Here is a 17,256-nt window from a genome sequence, read left to right as displayed (position 1 = left end):
GGCCCCTTGGCGGTCCCGCAGAGACACTGTCGAGTTCGTGCAGAGGTTCACTAAGTAATTGAAAAACAGGGTGGTTGCCTTGCGTGGGGCTTTTGGGGACAATGTCGCGCAACTTCCGCGCCTGCCCCAAGGTCAGGCGCCGACGTCTGCGTGCGTACTGCACACGGCGCCCAGAACCGCTTCTTTTTCAACCCTTTGGAGTGTTTTATGTCGACACGTAGAGAGCTTGCCAACGCCATCCGTGCGTTGAGCATGGACGCCGTTCAGAAGGCGAACTCGGGCCACCCGGGTGCCCCGATGGGCATGGCGGACATCGCCGAAGTGCTGTGGAACGACTACATGCACCACAACCCGAAGAACCCGGAATGGCCGAATCGCGACCGCTTCGTGCTTTCCAACGGTCACGGCTCGATGCTGATCTACTCTCTGCTTCATCTCACCGGCTACGAACTGCCGATGGAAGAACTGAAGAACTTCCGTCAGCTGCACTCCAAGACGCCGGGGCACCCGGAATACGGCTACACGCCGGGCGTCGAGACCACCACCGGCCCGCTTGGCCAGGGGCTGACCAACGCCGTGGGCATGGCGATCGCCGAGAAGATGCTCGCCGGCCAGTTCAACAAGCCGGGCCACAAGGTGGTCGACCACTACACCTATTGCTTCCTGGGTGACGGCTGCCTGATGGAAGGCATCTCCCACGAGGCCTGCTCGCTGGCGGGCACCCTGGGTCTGGGCAAGCTGGTCGCCTTCTACGACGACAACGGCATCTCCATCGACGGTCACGTCGAGGGCTGGTTCACCGACGACACGCCCAAGCGCTTCGAGGCCTACGGTTGGCACGTCGTGCGCGATGTCGACGGTCATGATGCCGACGCCATCGACGCGGCCATCCGCGAGGCGCGCTCGGTCAACGACAAGCCGACCCTGATCTGCACCAAGACCGTGATCGGTTTCGGCGCGCCGAACCTCTGCGGCACCCATGACTGCCACGGCGCCGCCCTGGGCGATGCCGAGGTCAAGGCGACCCGCGAGAACATCGGCTGGCACCACGAGCCGTTCGTCATCCCGGACGAGGTCTACGCCGGCTGGGATGCGACCGAGAAGGGTGCTGCGGCCGAGGCCGAGTGGAACGAGGCCTTCGCCGCCTACGAGAAGGCGTACCCCGCCGAGGCCGCCGAACTCAAGCGTCGTCTCGCCGGCGAGCTGCCGGCCGACTTCGAGCAGAAGATGGGCGCGCTGATCAAGGAGATCGACGCCAAGGGCGAGAGCGTCGCCTCGCGCAAGGCCTCCCAGGCCGTCATCACCGGGCTGGCCGACATGTTGCCCGAGCTGGTCGGCGGTTCGGCCGATCTGGCGCCGTCCAACCTGACCACCTGGAAGGGCTGCACCGCGCTGACCGCCACCGAGTCGGACGCCAACTACATCCACTACGGTGTGCGCGAGTTCGGCATGAGCGCCATCATGAACGGCATGGTCCTGCACGGCGGCCTGCTGCCGTTTGCCGGCACCTTCCTGATGTTCTCCGAGTACGCCCGCAATGCCCTGCGCATGGCCGCGCTGATGAAGATCGGCTCGATTTTCGTCTACACCCACGATTCCATCGGTCTGGGCGAAGACGGCCCGACCCACCAGCCGGTCGAGCAGATCGCGACCATGCGTCTGATCCCGCGCATGCAGACCTGGCGCCCCTGTGACGCGGTCGAGACCGCCGTGGCCTGGAAGCAGGCGGTCGTCCGCCGTGACGCGCCGACCTCGCTGGTCTTCTCGCGCCAGGGCCTGCCGCACCAGACCCGCAATGCCGAGCAGATCGCCAACATCGAGAAGGGCGGCTACGTCCTGAAGGACTGCGACGGCACGCCGGACCTGATCCTGATCGCCACCGGCTCCGAAGTGGGTCTGGCGATGGACGCCGCCGAGAAGCTCTCCGACAAACAGGTCCGCGTGGTTTCCATGCCCTGTGTCGAGGCCTTCGAGGCGCAGGACGAGGCCTACCGCGAGTCCGTGCTGCCGAGCGGCGTGACTGCCCGCATGGCGGTCGAGGCGGGCGTGACGTCCTGCTGGTACAAGCACGTTGGCAGCCAGGGCAAGGTGTTCGGCCTGGACACCTTCGGCGAGTCCGCCCCGGCCGGTGACCTGTTCAAGGAGTTCGGCTTCACCGCCGATCGCGTCGCCGAGGAAGCCCGCAAGCTGGGCTGATCCGCGGTCGCATCAACCCTTTTCGGGCGCATGTGTCGTCAATCGCATGCGCCCTGACTGATTTGTATCCACGTATCGATTAGGAGAAAACCCATGGCTATTCGTGTCGGTATCAACGGCTTCGGTCGTATCGGTCGCATGGTGTTCCGCGCCGCGACCCAGGAATTCCCGGAGCTGGAAATCGTCGGCATCAACGATCTGCTCGAGCCGGAGTACCTGGCGTACATGCTCAAGTACGACTCCGTGCACGGCCGTTTCGACGGTGACGTGTCGGTCGAGGGCAGCAACCTGGTCGTCAACGGCAAGAAGATCCGCCTGACTGCCGAGAAGGACCCGTCCCAGCTCAAGTGGGGCGACCTGGACGTCGACGTCGTGGTCGAGTCCACCGGTCTGTTCCTCACCGAGGAGACCTGCCAGAAGCACATCGAGGCCGGTGCCAAGAAGGTCGTCCAGTCGGCCCCGTCCAAGGACGCCACCCCGATGTTCGTCTATGGCGTCAACCACAACGACTACGCCGGCCAGCAGATCGTTTCCGCCGCCTCCTGCACCACCAACTGCCTGGCGCCGGTGGCCAAGGTCCTGAACGACAAGTTCGGCATCAAGCGTGGCCTGATGAGCACCGTTCACGCCGCCACCGCCACCCAGAAGACCGTCGACGGCCCGTCTGCCAAGGACTGGCGCGGCGGCCGCGGCATCCTGGAGAACATCATCCCGTCCTCCACCGGTGCCGCCAAGGCCGTGGGCAAGGTCCTGCCGGCCCTGAACGGCAAGCTGACCGGCATGGCGTTCCGCGTGCCGACCTCCGACGTCTCCGTGGTCGATCTGACTGCCGAGCTGGAGAAGGGCGCCTCCATGGACGACATCAAGGCCGCCATGAAGGAAGCCTCCCAGGGTGAGCTCAAGGGCGTGCTGGGCTACACCGAGGAGTCCGTGGTTTCCACCGACTTCCGTGGCCACCCGGAGCCGTCCGTGTTCGATGCCAAGGCCGGTATCGCCCTGGACGACACCTTCGTCAAGGTCGTCGCCTGGTACGACAACGAGTTCGGCTACACCTGCAACATGCTGCGCGTCGTGCAGCACGTCGGCAAGTAAGCCACTTGGCCGGAACGGGTGGGTTTTCCCACCCGTTTTTCCACCTGCCTTTCGCACCCAGCGAAAGCCGTAAGGACTGGGCGCCATCGAGCCGCCTCCCATTCCTTACCGCTTTTTATCTGTCTCATTGAGGAGTTTTCCATGGCGAACGTCATCCGCATGACTGATCTCGATCTTGCCGGCAAGCGCGTGCTGATCCGCGCCGACCTGAACGTGCCGGTCAAGGACGGCAAGGTGACTTCCGACGCGCGTATCAGCGCCTCGCTGGGCACCATCAAGGCGGCTCTCGACCAGGGTGCGCACGTGATGGTCACCTCGCACCTGGGTCGCCCGACCGAGGGCGAGTTCTCCGAGGGCGACTCTCTGGCCCCGGTCGCCAAGGACCTGGGCGAGAAGCTCGGTCGTGAGGTCCGTCTGGAGCGCGACTACCTGGGCAAGGACGTCGAGGTCGGCGCCGGCGAGGTAGTCATGCTGGAAAACGTCCGCTTCAACAAGGGCGAGAAGAAGGACGACGAGGCACTGGCCAAGCAGTACGCCGCCCTGTGCGACGTCTTCGTCATGGACGCCTTCGGTACCGCACACCGCGCGCAGGCCTCGACCCACGGCGTCGCCAGGTTCGCCCCGGTCGCCTGTGCCGGCACCCTGCTCACCGAGGAACTCGAGGCGCTGACCAAGGCGCTGGCCAACCCGGCCCGTCCGATGGTCGCGATCGTCGGCGGTTCCAAGGTTTCCACCAAGCTGACCGTGCTCGAGGCGCTGGCGGCCAAGGTCGATCAGCTGATCGTCGGTGGCGGCATCGCCAACACCTTCGTCAAGGCCGCCGGCCACGGGGTGGGCAAGTCGCTGTGCGAGGACGATCTCGTGCCGACCGCCAAGGCCCTGATGGACAAGCTCAAGAGCAACGGTGCCAGCATCCCGCTGCCGACCGACGTGGTCGTCGGCAAGCAGTTCGACGAGAACGAGCCGGCCGTGCTCAAGCGTGTCGAGGACGTGGCCGACGACGACATGATCTTCGACATCGGTCCGGAGAGCGCCGAGGCGCTGGCCAAGGTGATCGAGAACGCCGGCACCGTCGTCTGGAACGGCCCGGTGGGCGTGTTCGAGTTCGACCAGTTCGGCGACGGCACCAAGCGCATTTCCCAGGCGATCGCCGATACCAAGGCCTTCACCCTGGCCGGCGGCGGTGACACCATCGCGGCGATCCAGAAGTACGACATCTACGACAAGGTCAGCTACATCTCGACTGCCGGTGGTGCGTTCCTCGAGTTCCTGGAAGGCAAGACCCTGCCGGCGGTCGCCATGCTCGAAGAGCGGGCGAAAGGCTGATGGCAAACATGCACGGTTCCACTGATCACCTGCCGGAGCAGCGACGTACCAAGATCGTCGCGACGCTCGGCCCGGCCAGCGACGACCTGGCGACCATCACCGACCTGGTGCGCGCCGGTATCGACGTCGTGCGGATGAACTTCTCGCACGGCAAGGCGGCCGATCACCAGCGCCGCGCCGACATGGTGCGCGAGGCGGCTGCGGCCGAGGGGCGCTACGTCGCCATCCTCGGCGACCTGCAGGGTCCGAAGATCCGCATCGACCGCTTCAAGAGCGGCAAGGTGGAGCTCGAGGAGGGCAGACCGTTCACGCTGGATGCCGATCTCGATCCGGACAGCGGGGACGAGACCAAGGTGGGGATCACCTACAAGGCACTGGTCTCCGACTCGCGCCCGGGTGACATCCTGCTGCTCGACGACGGACGCATCGTCCTCAAGGTCGACCGCGTCCAGGGCAACCAGGTCCAGACGACTGTCACCGTCGGTGGCACGCTGTCCAACAACAAGGGCATCAACCGTCAGGGCGGTGGCCTGTCCGCGCCCGCGATCACCGACAAGGATCGCGCCGACATCAAGACGGCCGCCGAGATCGGCGTGGACTACATCGCCGTGTCCTTTCCGCGTTCGGCGGAGGACATCCACGAGGCGCGCCGCCTGCTGCAGGAGGCCGGTTGCCGCGCGCACATCGTCTCCAAGATCGAGCGTGCCGAGGCGGTCGACTGCATCCGCGAGATCATCCAGGCGAGCGACGCCATCATGATCGCCCGGGGCGACCTGGGCGTGGAGATCGGCGACGCCGAGCTGCCCGCGGTGCAGAAGGCCTTCATCCAGATGGCCAAGGAGCTCAATCGTCCCGTCATCACCGCGACCCAGATGATGGAAACCATGATCGACAACCCGATCCCGACACGGGCGGAGGTGTTCGACGTGGCCAACGCGGTGCTCGACGGCACGGACGCGGTGATGCTCTCGGCGGAGACGGCAGCCGGGAAGTACCCGGTGCGCGTGGTCGAGACCATGGCGAGGGTCTGCCACCGGGCCGAGTACCAGATCGAGGCCAAGAAGAGCGCGCCGCCGCTGGACGTGCCCTTCGAGCGCATCGACCAGGCGATCGCCTACTCGGCCATCTACACGGCAAACCACCTCTCGGTGGCGGCGATCGTCGCCCTGTCCGAGTCGGGGGCGACGCCGCTGTGGATGTCGCGCGTGGACACCGACATCCCGATCTACACCTTCACCCGCTCCGAGGAGACCGCGCGCCGCGTCGGCCTCTACCGCGGCGTGCAGGCGGTGCACTTCCCGGTACCGTCGACCGATCACGCCGAGGTCAACCGGATGGTGATCGAGAGCCTGCAGCAGATGGAGAAGCTCGACGAGGGTGATCTGGTGATCATCACCAAGGGCGACCTGATGGGTCAGATGGGCGGCACGAACGCGATGAAGATCGTTCGGGTCGGAGACGTGATCTCCGTCGACTGACCGCCGACGGAGGTGTCCCGGCGCGATTTTGCATATCCGGGCGCGCTGGGTATGCTGTCGCGCTGATCGAATTTCCGGTTTCCTGGCCAAACGGCCGGGAGGCCCGCGCAGTTTCGCAACTACGTTTCAACTTGAGGAGAGGCACTATGGCGCTCATTTCGCTTCGCCAACTGCTGGACCATGCCGCTGAACACAGCTATGGCATGCCGGCGTTCAACGTCAACAACATGGAGCAGATCCACGCGATCATGCAGGCCGCCGACGAAGTCGACAGCCCGGTGATCCTGCAGGGCTCCGCCGGCGCGCGCAAGTACGCCGGCGAGCCGTTCCTGCGCCACCTGGTCGAGGCGGCCACCGAGGCCTACCCGCACATTCCGATCGTCATGCATCAGGACCACGGTTCGGATCCGGGCGTCTGCCTGCGCGCGATCCAGTCGGGCTTCACCTCGGTCATGATGGACGGCTCGCTGCTGCCGGACATGAAGACCCCGTCCGACTACGAGTACAACGCCGGCGTCACCGCCAAGGTCGTCGAGATGGCGCACTCCGGTGGTGTCTCCGTCGAGGGTGAGCTCGGCTGCCTCGGCTCGCTGGAAACCGGCGAGATGGGCGAGGAAGACGGCCACGGCGCGGAAGGCAAGCTGGACATGGACATGCTGCTGACCGATCCGGAAGAGGCCGCCCAGTTCGTCAAGGAGACCGACGTCGACGCCCTGGCGATCGCGATCGGCACCTCCCACGGCGCCTACAAGTTCACCCAGAAGCCGACCGGCCAGATCCTGCGCATCGATCGCGTCAAGGAGATCCACGAGCGCATCCCGGATACCCACCTGGTCATGCACGGCTCCTCGTCGGTACCGGAAGAGTGGCTGGCGATCATCAACAACTACGGCGGCGACATGGGCCAGACCTACGGCGTGCCGGTCGAGGAGATCGTCGAGGGCATCAAGCACGGCGTTCGCAAGGTCAACATCGATACCGACCTGCGCATGGCGTCCACTGGTGCCGTGCGCAAGCACCTGGCCGAGAACAAGGCCAACTTCGACCCGCGCAAGTTCCTCAAGGAAGCGACCACGGGCATGCAGGCCATCTGCAAGGCGCGCTTCGAGGCCTTCGGTTCGGCCGGCATGGCTTCCAAGATCCGTCCGATCTCCCTGGAAGAGATGTACAAGCGTTACGAGTCCGGCAGTCTCAAGCAGAAGATCCGCTGATCCTGCGCCGGGCGACGCCCGGCACGGCTGCAGAGACAACCCCGCCAGCTGGCGGGGTTTTTTGTTTCCGTCGGGACGGACAGGCGTAGGCGGGAGGGCGCAAATACGTGATAATCCCCCCGATGGAACGCAACGCGCCCATGGATGATTCCGTGCCCCGGCTGCCGACCGCCAACCGGCGACCGGGGCTTCGTGTCGTCTGGCTCATGGTTCTGCTGGGATGGCTGTTGCTCGGAGTGCTGGGTGGGCTGCTGGTGCAGCGTGAACACGAGGCCGAGGTCGATGCTCGCGCCGACCGGCTGCTCGACACCGCCGAGTACGCCCTGTCGAGCCGCCAGGCCGAGCTCGCGCGGATCGCGCGCATTCTGTCGCTTGACGGGCGGGTGCGCGAGATTCTTTCCCAGGCCCGCGCGATGGTGGAGCTCGAAGGTGGCGGTGCCGGCGGCGAGGAGGCATCCCGGCTGCGGCGCAAGCTGGCCCGGGCCATCACACCCATCGCCTCCGAGTTGATCCAGGGCCAGGACCGGGTGATGCAGTTCCATATCGGTCCCGAGGTGGTCAGCTTCTTGCGGGTGCATGCCCCCGACCGGTTCGGCGATGAACTGGCCTCGGTTCGCCCCCTGCTGGCCGAGGTCTACCGCAGCGGTCGTGGGGCAATGGGGTTCGAGGTCGGTCGCGTGTTCTCCGGCTTTCGCGCGGCCGAGCCGGTATGGGCGCCGAATCCCGGGGGCTCTCCCGGAGGGTCGGACCGGGTGATCGGCACCGTGGAAGTGGGCACCGGCGTCAAGCCGGTCGACAACTACCTGCGGGAAAGTCTCGGCGCGCGTGCCACCCTGTTGCTCCCGGCGGAGATCGCCGAGGCGAATATTTGGGCGGAGATGCGCGAGCGGCGCAACATTGCCCCGGTGGGCAACGGCGAGTATTACATCGACGGCCCCAAGGTGGATGACGCCGGCCTCGCCGCCGCCCTTCGACAGTTGAAGGGTGAGTTGCCGTCGCGCTGGCGCTTTGCCAGTGGTGGTCAAGAGTGGCTGGCCGTCTCGCGCCCGGTGCCGATCCTTACCCAGGAAAGCCGCGCCCCGGCCCGGCTCGTCGCCGTGGAGTCGATCACCGAGCTCCACGCGGCGATGCAGGGGCGCATGGCCACGCTGCTTGCCGGCGTGGTGGTCGCCTTCCTGCTTACCGCGCTGGGTCTATGGCTCCTGTCGCGCTGGCAGCGGACGCGCTGGATGGTGGTCATCGACCGCGCGGAGGCCGAGCGCGATGCGCTGTTCGAGCTCAGTCCCCAGCCGCTCGAGCTCACGGACATGCAGGGGCGCTCGTTGCTGGTCAACGACGCGTTTCGCCGCACCTTCGGGGCGGGCGTGTCGACCGACGACGGGCACGGTTGGCCGGCACGGGGGCTCGAGGGATTGCAGCTCGAGGCGTTCGAGCGGGCGATCGCACGCGGCGAGCGCTGGAACGGCGCGCTCCGGCTATCGGCATTGCATGGCGGTTCGGGCTGGTTCCGGGTACAGGTCGTGCCGATAGCCGACGAGTCGGGGCAGCCGTCACGGCTGTGGTGGTTCTTCCACGATGTCGATCGCGAACGCCGTGCCGCCGCGATTGCACAGGCCGAGCGTGACCGTCTCGACGCCTTCCTCGCCGCCAGTCCTGCGGTCATCTATACCTTCCGCGCCGATCGGCCCGATCGGCTCGAGTACGTCAGCGCGAACATTCGCGAGATCCTCGGCTACACCCCGGATGCCTTGATCGATGGCCCGGACTGGTGGGAGCAGACCCTGCATCCCCAAGATCGGGCGCGTGCCGTGGAAGAGGGGGACTTCACCCGGTGGCCGGACGATCGCAAGCGCAGTCGCTACCGCCTGCTGCGGCCGGACGGCTCGGCCTTGTGGGTCACCGATCACGCACGCCTGCTACGGGATGCCGAGGGGCGCCCGGAGCGGGTCGTCGGGGCCTTGATCGACTCGGAAGAAACCGTCGCGCTCGAGGAGCGGCTCGCCGAGAGCGAGCGGCTGTATCGATCGATCGTCGAGGGGGTCGAGGAGGCCATCTTCCTGGTCGCCGTCGAACCCGGCGGCTCGTTCCGTTTCCTGACCAACAACCCGGCCCACGAGCGTACGACCGGCCTGTCCCGTGATCAATTCGCCGGGGCCTTCCCCGAGGAAATCCTCTCCCCGGAGGTCGCCGACCACGTCACGCGTCGGTACCGTGCCTGCCTGGAGGCCGGGCGGTCGATCCGTTACGACGAGACACTCGATCTGCCGGCCGGCCGCGCGCGCTGGCACACGACACTCACGCCGATCCGGGACGAGGGAGGCCGTGTCGTGCTAATTGCCGGGGTAGCCGTGCGACTCGACGACCGCGCGGCTGCCACGGACTGAACGGTCCCGAGGGTTGTCGCCTCGTCGCGGCGATGCCGGGAAGACCGGACAGCCGAGGGCCGACATGCGCTTGCAAAGCCCGGCCCGGTCGACCATCATCCCGGCCCCTTCCCGCCAGAGGAGCAGGTCTTGACCGCATCTGAGTCGCCATCCGCCCCCACCCCGACCGATCCGGTCGTGCGTGCGCGTGGCCTGGTCAAGTGTTTCGGGTCACTGCGTGCCGTCGATGCCGTGGACTTCGACATCCCCGCCGGTCGCTGCTTCGGGTTCCTGGGGCCGAACGGCGCCGGCAAGACGACCACGCTCAAGATGCTGATGGGGCTGGCCGACTTCGATGCCGGTTCGCTCGCCGTGCTCGGCCACCAGCTGCCTGCCGAGGCGCGCGCGATTCGCGCGCGGGTCGGGCTGGTGCCGCAGGGCGACAATCTCGATCCGGACTTCACCGTGCGCGAGAACCTGTTCATGTACGCCCGCTTTTTCGGCCTGTCCCGCCGCGCGGTGGCCGACCGGGTCGATGCGCTGCTCGAGTTCGCGAACCTGACGCACAAGGCCGATGCCCGGGTCGACCAGCTCAGCGGCGGCATGCAGCGCCGCCTGACCATTGCCCGGGCCCTGGTCAACGACCCCGAGGTGGTGATCCTCGACGAGCCCACCTCGGGACTCGACCCGCAGGTGCGTCACGTCATCTGGGGACGGCTGGCGGAGCTGCGCGCCCGCGGCGTGACCCTGGTGTTGACGAGCCATTACATGGAAGAGGCCGAGCGGCTCTGCGATGAACTGGTAGTGATGGACCACGGCCGGATTCTCGACCAAGGCACGCCGGGCGAGTTGATCCGACGGCACGTCGAGCCCGACGTGATCGAGCTGCGCGGCGCGGTCAGCGACGGGGTGTTCGCCGCACTGACCTCGATGGCCCTGCGCGTCGAGCGCCATGGCACCGCCGTCTACGTCTACACCAGCGCCCCGGCGCCGATTCTCGACTTCCTCGGTCAGCCCGATGGCCTGACCGTGATCCACCGTCGTGCCGGGCTGGAGGACGTGTTCCTCCATCTTACCGGCCGCGAACTGCGGGACTGACATGCCGATGAAGCGTTCGATCTGGCAAGTTCCCCGGGCTCGACTGGCCGCCTTTTCCGTGTTCGCGCGCAACTTCCTGGTCTGGCGCAAGCTGCTCGGCCCGGCGATCGTGCTCAACTTCGGCGAGCCGGTGATCTACCTGCTGGGGCTGGGCATCGGTCTCGGGGCGCTGGTGGGCGACATCGGGGGACTGCCGTACCTGGTGTTCCTCGCCTCGGGGATCGTGGCCTCCTCGGCGATGATCTCGGTGAGTTTCGAGGGCATGTATTCCGTGTACACGCGGATGGTGCCGCAGAAGACCTTCGACGCGATCATGGCCACGCCGCTGGACATCGACGACATCATCCTCGGCGAGACCCTCTGGGCGGCCTTCAAGGGCTTGCTGAGCGCGGTGGCGATCCTGATCGTCGCCGGTCTGCTCGGTGCGGTGCCCGGCGGCTGGATGGCGCTCTGGGCCCTGCCGGTGGTGTTTTTGCTGGGACTGGCCTTCGCCGGTCCGGCGATCATCATGACGGCGATCGCCGACAACTACGATTTCTTCAATTACTACTTCGTGCTGGTCGTCACCCCGATGTTCATGCTCTCGGGGGTGTTCTTTCCCATCGAAACCCTGCCCGACTGGATGCAGACCGCCGTGCTGGTGCTGCCGCTGACGCACGCGATCGAGGTGATCCGCCCCCTGATGGTCGGTGAGCCGGTCGAGCACCTGCTCGCCCACCTGGCCGTGCTGGCCGGCTTTGCCGTGGCCGCCTATTACCTCGCAGTCGCGCTGGTGCGGCGGCGGTTGTGGGACTGAGCCGAGGCTGAAGCTGACAGCCGGGAGCTGTCAGGCGAGCGTGCTTCTGCCGGGTCTGGCGCCCGGAGATGCCCTGGCGATCATCTTTGCCAGCTTCCGGCTCTCAGCTCTCCCACCACCGTCCCGTATCCAGCCGGATCACCGCCTGGTTGATCAGCGGGCAGGCCATCAGGTAGTCGATGGTCTGGCCGACCACGCCCGGGCCGGGCTCGAAGGGAAGCAGGCGGCGCTTGAGACGGTTGCGCCGGTAGGCGTCGTCGTCCTCGGGGTGAAACATCAGCAGCCCGGGGGCGATGGCGTTCACGCGGGTGTGCGGGGCGTAACGCAGGGCGAGCGAGCGCACCGAGCCTTCGATCGCCGCCTTCGAGGCGATGTAATGAATGTGGTCGGGCTCGCCCTCGTCGAGGTGCGCGTCGGTCATGAACACCACCTGCCGGTCGGCGTGACCGTCGTCCCGTTCTCGGGCGGGCAGGACGCGCTGCAGGTGCTCGGTCAGCTCGATCGGGCTGGTCGCGTGCACGGTGTACATCGCCGTGGCCAGTTCCGGGTTGGCGGCGACGTCCTCGTCGCGGTGCCAGATCGAGGCGTTGTGCACGATCAGGTCGAGCCTGTCCGTTTTCCCTGCGACCTGCCCGGCAAAGCCGGCCAGACGGTCGCGCTCGAGCAGGTCGAGTTTCATCGCGATCAGGCCCTGGTCGATCAGGGCGTGCAGGGCGTCGGTCTCATGGCGGTACGTGCCGATGACCCGGTGGCCGTTCGCCAAGAGGTGCTCGGCGAGGTGGGCGCCCACGCGACGCGTCACCCCGGTGATCAGGACCGTCTGCGGGCGGCTCATGGTGTCAGCCCCGGGTGACGAGTTGCAGGAACTCGTTGCGGGTGGCCGCGCTGTCGCGGAACTGCCCGGTCATCCGCGAGGTGATGGTCTCGGACTCGACCTTCTCCACCCCGCGCATCGCCATGCACATGTGCGCGGCACGCACCTGGACGGCGACGCCGGCCGCGCCGGTGGCCTGCTCCACGGCCTCGGCGATCTGCTGGGTCATGTTCTCCTGGATCTGCAGGCGGCGGGCGTAGAGATCGACGATGCGGGCGATCTTGGACAGCCCCAGCACCTTGCCCTGCGGGATGTAGCCGATGTCGACATGGCCGATGATCGGCAGCATGTGGTGTTCGCACAGGCTGTAGAACTCGATGTTGCGTACCACCACCATCTCGTCGTTGTCCGACTCGAACAGGGCGTTGCCGATGGCGGATTCCAGGCGCTGGTTCAGCCCCTGGTTGAGGTAGAGCAGCGCCTTGGCGACACGCTTGGGCGTGTCGACCAGTCCCTCGCGGGCGGTATCCTCGCCCAGCTCGGCCAGGATGGTCCTGACCGCGCCGGCGATGGTCTCGATGCGCTTTTCGTCCGCGCCGACCGGTTCGGGGAAGTCGTCCTCGTGCAAGGCAGCCATGTCGGGGTTTCTCTCAGTAAAAGGCTCGAAATTTCTGGCGCCAACTTTAGCAGGTGCCGTCGAGCCTGTCCGGGCATTGCCGTGCCCTGCTCTCGGCGCGGGAAAGGGCTGCGCGGGCCCGCCGGTTGGTCGGCGGCCGGCTTGCCGCTAAACTGTCGCGTTCTTTCCCGGTGCCGGTATCGGTGCCCGTGTCACGCATTTCAAGCCAAGGGGTTATCCCGTCCGTGAAGGCCGTAATCGAACAACGTCTCCAGGCCATCTGCCAGCAACTGGTCGCCGAGGGCGACCTGCCCGCCGAGGTGTCGGTAACGCCGGTGCTGACGGTGCCCAAGGACCCGGCCCACGGGGATTTCGCCAGCAACCTGGCCATGCAGCTGGCCAAGCCGATGAAGCAGTCGCCGCGCGCGATTGCCGAGCGCATCGTCGCCGCCTTCGTCGACCAGGAGGGCGTCGAGCGCGTCGAGATCGCCGGTCCGGGCTTCATGAACTTCTTCGTCGAGGCAGGTGCGGCCTTCGCCCTGATCGACCGCATCCTCGAGGAAGGCGAGCGCTTCGGTCGGTCGAATGCGGCCGCGGGCCAGCGGGTACAGGTGGAGTTCGTCTCGGCGAACCCGACCGGGCCGCTGCACGTCGGTCATGGTCGTGGCGCGGCCTATGGTTCGGTGGTGGCGAACCTGCTCGAGGCGATCGGCGCGGATGTCGAGCGCGAGTATTACGTCAACGACGCCGGCCGGCAGATGCACATCCTGGCCGCGAGTGTCTGGCTGCGCTACCTCGAGCACCACGGGGTGACCGGCCACTTTCCGACGGCCGCGTACCAGTCGCAGGGTTACATCGTCGACATCGCCCGCGCACTGGAAGCGGAGCACGGGGCGCGCATGCTGGCGCCGGCCGACCGGGTCTTCTCCGACCTGCCGCCCGACGCGCCCGACGGTGACAAGGAGCAGCACATCGATGCCCTGATCGCGCGGATGCACGAGGAGCTAGGCGAGGAGAACTACCGGCTGGTCTTCCGTGCCGCGCTGGACTCGATCCTCGACGACATCCGGGTCGATCTCGCCGAGTTCGGGGTCGTGTACGACAACTGGTACTCCGAGCAGAGCCTGGCCGATCGCGGGCTGGTCGAGCGGGCCATCGAACGCCTTCAGGCCGAGGGGCATGTCTACGAGCGTGACGGCGCCCTGTGGTTCCGCTCCACCGACTTCGGTGACGACAAGGACCGCGTCGTGCGACGCGACAACGGCCAGACCACCTATTTCGCCTCGGACATCGCCTACCACCTCGACAAGTTCGAGCGGGGGTTCGACCAGGTGATCGACATCTGGGGCGCCGACCATCACGGCTACGTGCCCCGGGTGCGCGCCGCGCTGACCGCGCTGGGGAAGTCGGCCGACCGGCTGACCGTCTCCCTGGTCCAGTTCGCCATTCTCTACCGGGGCGGCGAGCGGGTGCCGATGTCGACTCGCTCGGGCAGCTTCGTCACCCTGCGCGAGCTGCGCGAGGAAGTGGGCAACGACGCTGCCCGGTTCTTCTACGTGATGCGGGCGGCCAACCAGCACCTCGACTTCGACCTGGATCTGGCCAAGAGCCAGAGCAACGAGAACCCGCTCTACTACATCCAGTACGCCCATGCGCGGGTAGCCTCCGTGTTCCGTCAGCTGCCGCTGCGCGGCTTCGCTCACGAGCCGCAGGCCGGTCGCGAGGCCTACGAGCGGCTGACCGAATCGCACGAGCAGGCGCTGTTCAAGCGACTGGCCCAGTACCCAGCCTTGATCGAACGGGCGGCGACCGCCCACGAGCCGCACCAGCTGGTCCACTACCTGCGCGATCTCGCCCAGGACTTCCACAGCTACTACAACGCCCATGCCTTCCTGCTGGGTGACGACGCGCCGCTGCGCAACGCCCGGCTGAACCTGGTGCTGGCCACCCGCCAGGTGCTGGCGAACGGCCTTGCGTTGCTGGGCGTCAACGCACCGGACGAGATGTAATCGCTGCCATGGCACGCAAGAAGGTGAATCGGCCGCGGTCCTCGGGCGGTAATCGCGGCGCGAAGTGGGCGCTTGCGATCGCGCTGGTCCTGCTGGTCGGGATGGTGGTGGTGCTCGCCCGGCTGACGGCGGAGAACAACAGTCGATCGCCCGCTCCGTCCACCGGGCAGACCGATGCCCGCAGCGTGGAGAAACCGCCCGAGAAGGAGTCGGTCTCGCCCGAGTTCCAGTTCTATACCCTCCTGCCCGAGGAAGGGAACCAGCCGCCCCGTGCCCGCGAGTCCGAGAAGGGGGCCATGGAGGAGGCGCCCGGCGAGTCGACTGAACTGGTGCCGGATGCGCACTACCTGGTGCAGGCCGGCTCGTTCAGCAAGGTGCGGGACGCCGAAGCACGCAAGGCCGAACTCGCCCTGCTGGGGGCGGAAAGCCGGGTCGACCCCGTCGATGTCGGGGGCCAGCGTTATCACCGCGTGATACTCGGCCCACTGCCGGCGAAGGAAATCAATGCCCTGCGCCGCCAGCTCGAGGAAGCGGGCATCGAGACGACCTCGCCTCGTCGTCACGAGGATTGACCGTCGCGGCAGGAAGATTGTCCCGGTGCCATACTCGGAATAAAGTGGGCCACATACACGAGCGGCGGTGATGCGCAGGGTCCGATGACCCGGGGGTGCGTCGGCGCGGCTCGGGCAACGACTGGCCCATTCCGGGGACGGCACATGGTGGGTGGCGATACGGCGGGGCGGATTGAGGCGGCACGGCGAGGACGCGGCCAGGCCCGCTTGTTCGCGGTGGCGTGGCTGGCCTTCTGCCTCTTGCTGTTCACCCCGTTCGTGCAGGCCGAAGTCGATCTCTTGCCCGGCGCCCAGTGGGCGACCAGTGACGAACGCCTCTCGCCCGATGAGGCGCAATCCCTCGACTACCGGACCGCCGAGGCCCCGGCCCTCAACCTGGGGCCGTATCAGGGCTGGCTCTGGTTGCGGGTCAGCCTTGACGGGCGGGACCTGGGCGAGGCGCGCTGGCTGTCGATTCGCTGGCCCTTTTTCCGCGACCCGCGTGTCTTCCTGCGCGACCCGGCGGCCTTGCCCGGCTCATCGGTCGGTGGCTGGCGCGAGGTGCGCGAGGCCAGCCAGATCGGTGGGCTGCTCGACGTGTCGGGGCATCCGGGACGGTTGTTGCCACCGGTTGACGGCGAGCGCGAACTGCTGATCCAGATGCGAGCCGATGGTCCGGCCGCACTGCGCCTGACCCTGGGCTCGATGGACGAGGAACGCACGCGCAGCCTGATCCGCTATACCCTTTTTGGCGTCTACCTCGGCGCCATGCTGGGCATGGCCGTCTACAGCCTGTTCCTGATGCTCGCGGTCCGCGAGCGCACCTACCTCGGCTACGCGGCATTTCTCGCCGCGACCGTGCTGTATATCGGCCTGCGCTACAACATCCTCACGCCGTGGCTGCCCGAGGTAGCCCAGTCGATACCACCGGCGGCGCGCGCCCAGCTCGCCGTCGCCCTGATGGCCTTGTCGGGCATCTGGTTCGTGCGGCGGTTTCTCCGCACTCAGCGCGACGACCGGCCGCTCGATCGTGTCTTCGTCGGAATCATGGTGGTAGCCCTCCTGTCGATGCCGGCCTCGATCTGGCTGGCTGGCGTGTTCTCGTTCGCGATCGTTGCCAGCTACGCCGTCGCCACGGTGGCGATCGTGGTCTGGTCGGCCGTGCGGGCGATGCGGCGCGGCTTCGGGCCGGCCGTTTATCTGCTGCTGGGCTGGTCGGTATTCTCGCTGGCCGTGCTGCTGTATCTGGCGATGCTGCTGGGCTGGCTGCCCTACGTCACCTGGCTGATGGTGGCACTGCCGGTCGGGTCGCTGGCCGAGGCCCTGTTGCTCGCCTTCGCGCTGGGCAATCGCATCCGTCACAAGCAGCGCGAGGAGGCGGAGCTGGCGCGTGAGCGGGACCGCTACCGGTTCCTGAGCGAGCAGGACGGCCTGACCGGGCTCTACAACCGGCGGTCGCTTGATCGGCATCTGGAGCTCGCCATCGCGACCAGCCTGCGCAGCGGCGCGCCGTTGAGCCTGATCGTGCTGGATACCGACCGATTCAAGGACTACAACGACCGCTACGGTCACCTGGCCGGTGACGATGCATTGCGCTGCCTTGCACGCGTCATGCAGGCCAACGTGCGCGAGGGTGACGGGTGTTTCCGTTACGGCGGCGAGGAATTCGTCGTCCTGCTGCCGGGACAGTCGCTGGCCCAGGCGAC

The 17,256-nt window shown here is 66.9% G+C and carries 13 protein-coding genes; 11 read left to right on the top strand and 2 right to left on the bottom strand.

Going from position 1 to position 17,256, the window contains the following annotated elements; translation table 11 throughout:
• Positions 1 to 207 precede the first annotated feature (207 nt).
• The 8 genes from tkt (at position 208) to ACLFRM_RS05755 (ending at position 11,560) form a co-directional block, all read left to right on the top strand.
• Positions 208 to 2,196, top strand: coding sequence for a transketolase (gene tkt, locus ACLFRM_RS05790; RefSeq protein WP_410754775.1), 1,989 nt, complete (start codon positions 208 to 210; stop codon positions 2,194 to 2,196).
• 93 nt (positions 2,197 to 2,289) lie between these two features.
• Positions 2,290 to 3,288 carry a type I glyceraldehyde-3-phosphate dehydrogenase gene (gene gap, locus ACLFRM_RS05785; protein ID WP_410754774.1) on the top strand — a complete coding sequence of 333 codons (999 nt, stop codon included), beginning with the start codon at positions 2,290 to 2,292 and terminating at the stop codon, positions 3,286 to 3,288.
• Positions 3,289 to 3,429: 141 nt separating this feature from the next.
• On the top strand, positions 3,430 to 4,614 hold the full coding sequence (locus ACLFRM_RS05780) for a phosphoglycerate kinase (protein ID WP_410754773.1): 1,185 nt from the start codon (positions 3,430 to 3,432) through the stop codon (positions 4,612 to 4,614).
• Between the two features lie 8 nt (positions 4,615 to 4,622).
• Complete coding sequence (pyk, locus tag ACLFRM_RS05775) at positions 4,623 to 6,092, top strand: pyruvate kinase (RefSeq protein ID WP_410754776.1); 1,470 nt, start codon at positions 4,623 to 4,625, stop codon at positions 6,090 to 6,092.
• A gap of 146 nt (positions 6,093 to 6,238) precedes the next feature.
• A complete protein-coding gene (fba, locus tag ACLFRM_RS05770; protein ID WP_410754772.1) occupies positions 6,239 to 7,303 on the top strand; it encodes a class II fructose-bisphosphate aldolase in 1,065 nt (354 codons plus the stop codon).
• A 140-nt stretch (positions 7,304 to 7,443) separates the two neighbouring features.
• Positions 7,444 to 9,687, top strand: a complete 2,244-nt coding sequence (locus ACLFRM_RS05765) for a PAS domain-containing protein (protein WP_410754771.1) — start codon at positions 7,444 to 7,446, stop codon at positions 9,685 to 9,687.
• Between the two features lie 129 nt (positions 9,688 to 9,816).
• Entirely contained in the window at positions 9,817 to 10,764 is a 948-nt protein-coding gene (locus tag ACLFRM_RS05760; protein WP_410754770.1) for an ATP-binding cassette domain-containing protein, read from the top strand.
• 1 nt (position 10,765) lies between these two features.
• A complete protein-coding gene (locus tag ACLFRM_RS05755) occupies positions 10,766 to 11,560 on the top strand; it encodes an ABC transporter permease (protein ID WP_410754769.1) in 795 nt (264 codons plus the stop codon).
• 103 nt (positions 11,561 to 11,663) lie between these two features.
• Here ACLFRM_RS05755 and ACLFRM_RS05750 read toward each other — a convergent pair whose 3' ends face one another.
• A complete protein-coding gene (locus tag ACLFRM_RS05750) occupies positions 11,664 to 12,395 on the bottom strand; it encodes an SDR family oxidoreductase (protein WP_410754768.1) in 732 nt (243 codons plus the stop codon).
• A 4-nt stretch (positions 12,396 to 12,399) separates the two neighbouring features.
• Entirely contained in the window at positions 12,400 to 13,011 is a 612-nt protein-coding gene (gene folE / locus ACLFRM_RS05745) for a GTP cyclohydrolase I FolE (RefSeq protein ID WP_410754767.1), read from the bottom strand.
• Between the two features lie 224 nt (positions 13,012 to 13,235).
• On the opposite strand from folE, the gene argS reads away from it, so the two are divergent.
• From argS to ACLFRM_RS05730, 3 genes are all read left to right on the top strand, one after another.
• On the top strand, positions 13,236 to 14,999 hold the full coding sequence (gene argS, locus ACLFRM_RS05740; RefSeq protein ID WP_410754766.1) for an arginine--tRNA ligase: 1,764 nt from the start codon (positions 13,236 to 13,238) through the stop codon (positions 14,997 to 14,999).
• Between the two features lie 8 nt (positions 15,000 to 15,007).
• Entirely contained in the window at positions 15,008 to 15,571 is a 564-nt protein-coding gene (locus ACLFRM_RS05735) for an SPOR domain-containing protein (RefSeq protein ID WP_410754765.1), read from the top strand.
• 144 nt (positions 15,572 to 15,715) lie between these two features.
• The coding region (locus ACLFRM_RS05730) for a 7TM diverse intracellular signaling domain-containing protein (protein ID WP_410754763.1) at positions 15,716 to 17,256 on the top strand (1,541 nt) is incomplete at its 3' end.

The organism is Guyparkeria sp., from assembly GCF_046540515.1.
In the GTDB taxonomy this organism is placed as follows: domain Bacteria; phylum Pseudomonadota; class Gammaproteobacteria; order Halothiobacillales; family Halothiobacillaceae; genus Guyparkeria.
This window is presented reverse-complemented; position numbering and strand designations above follow the sequence as displayed.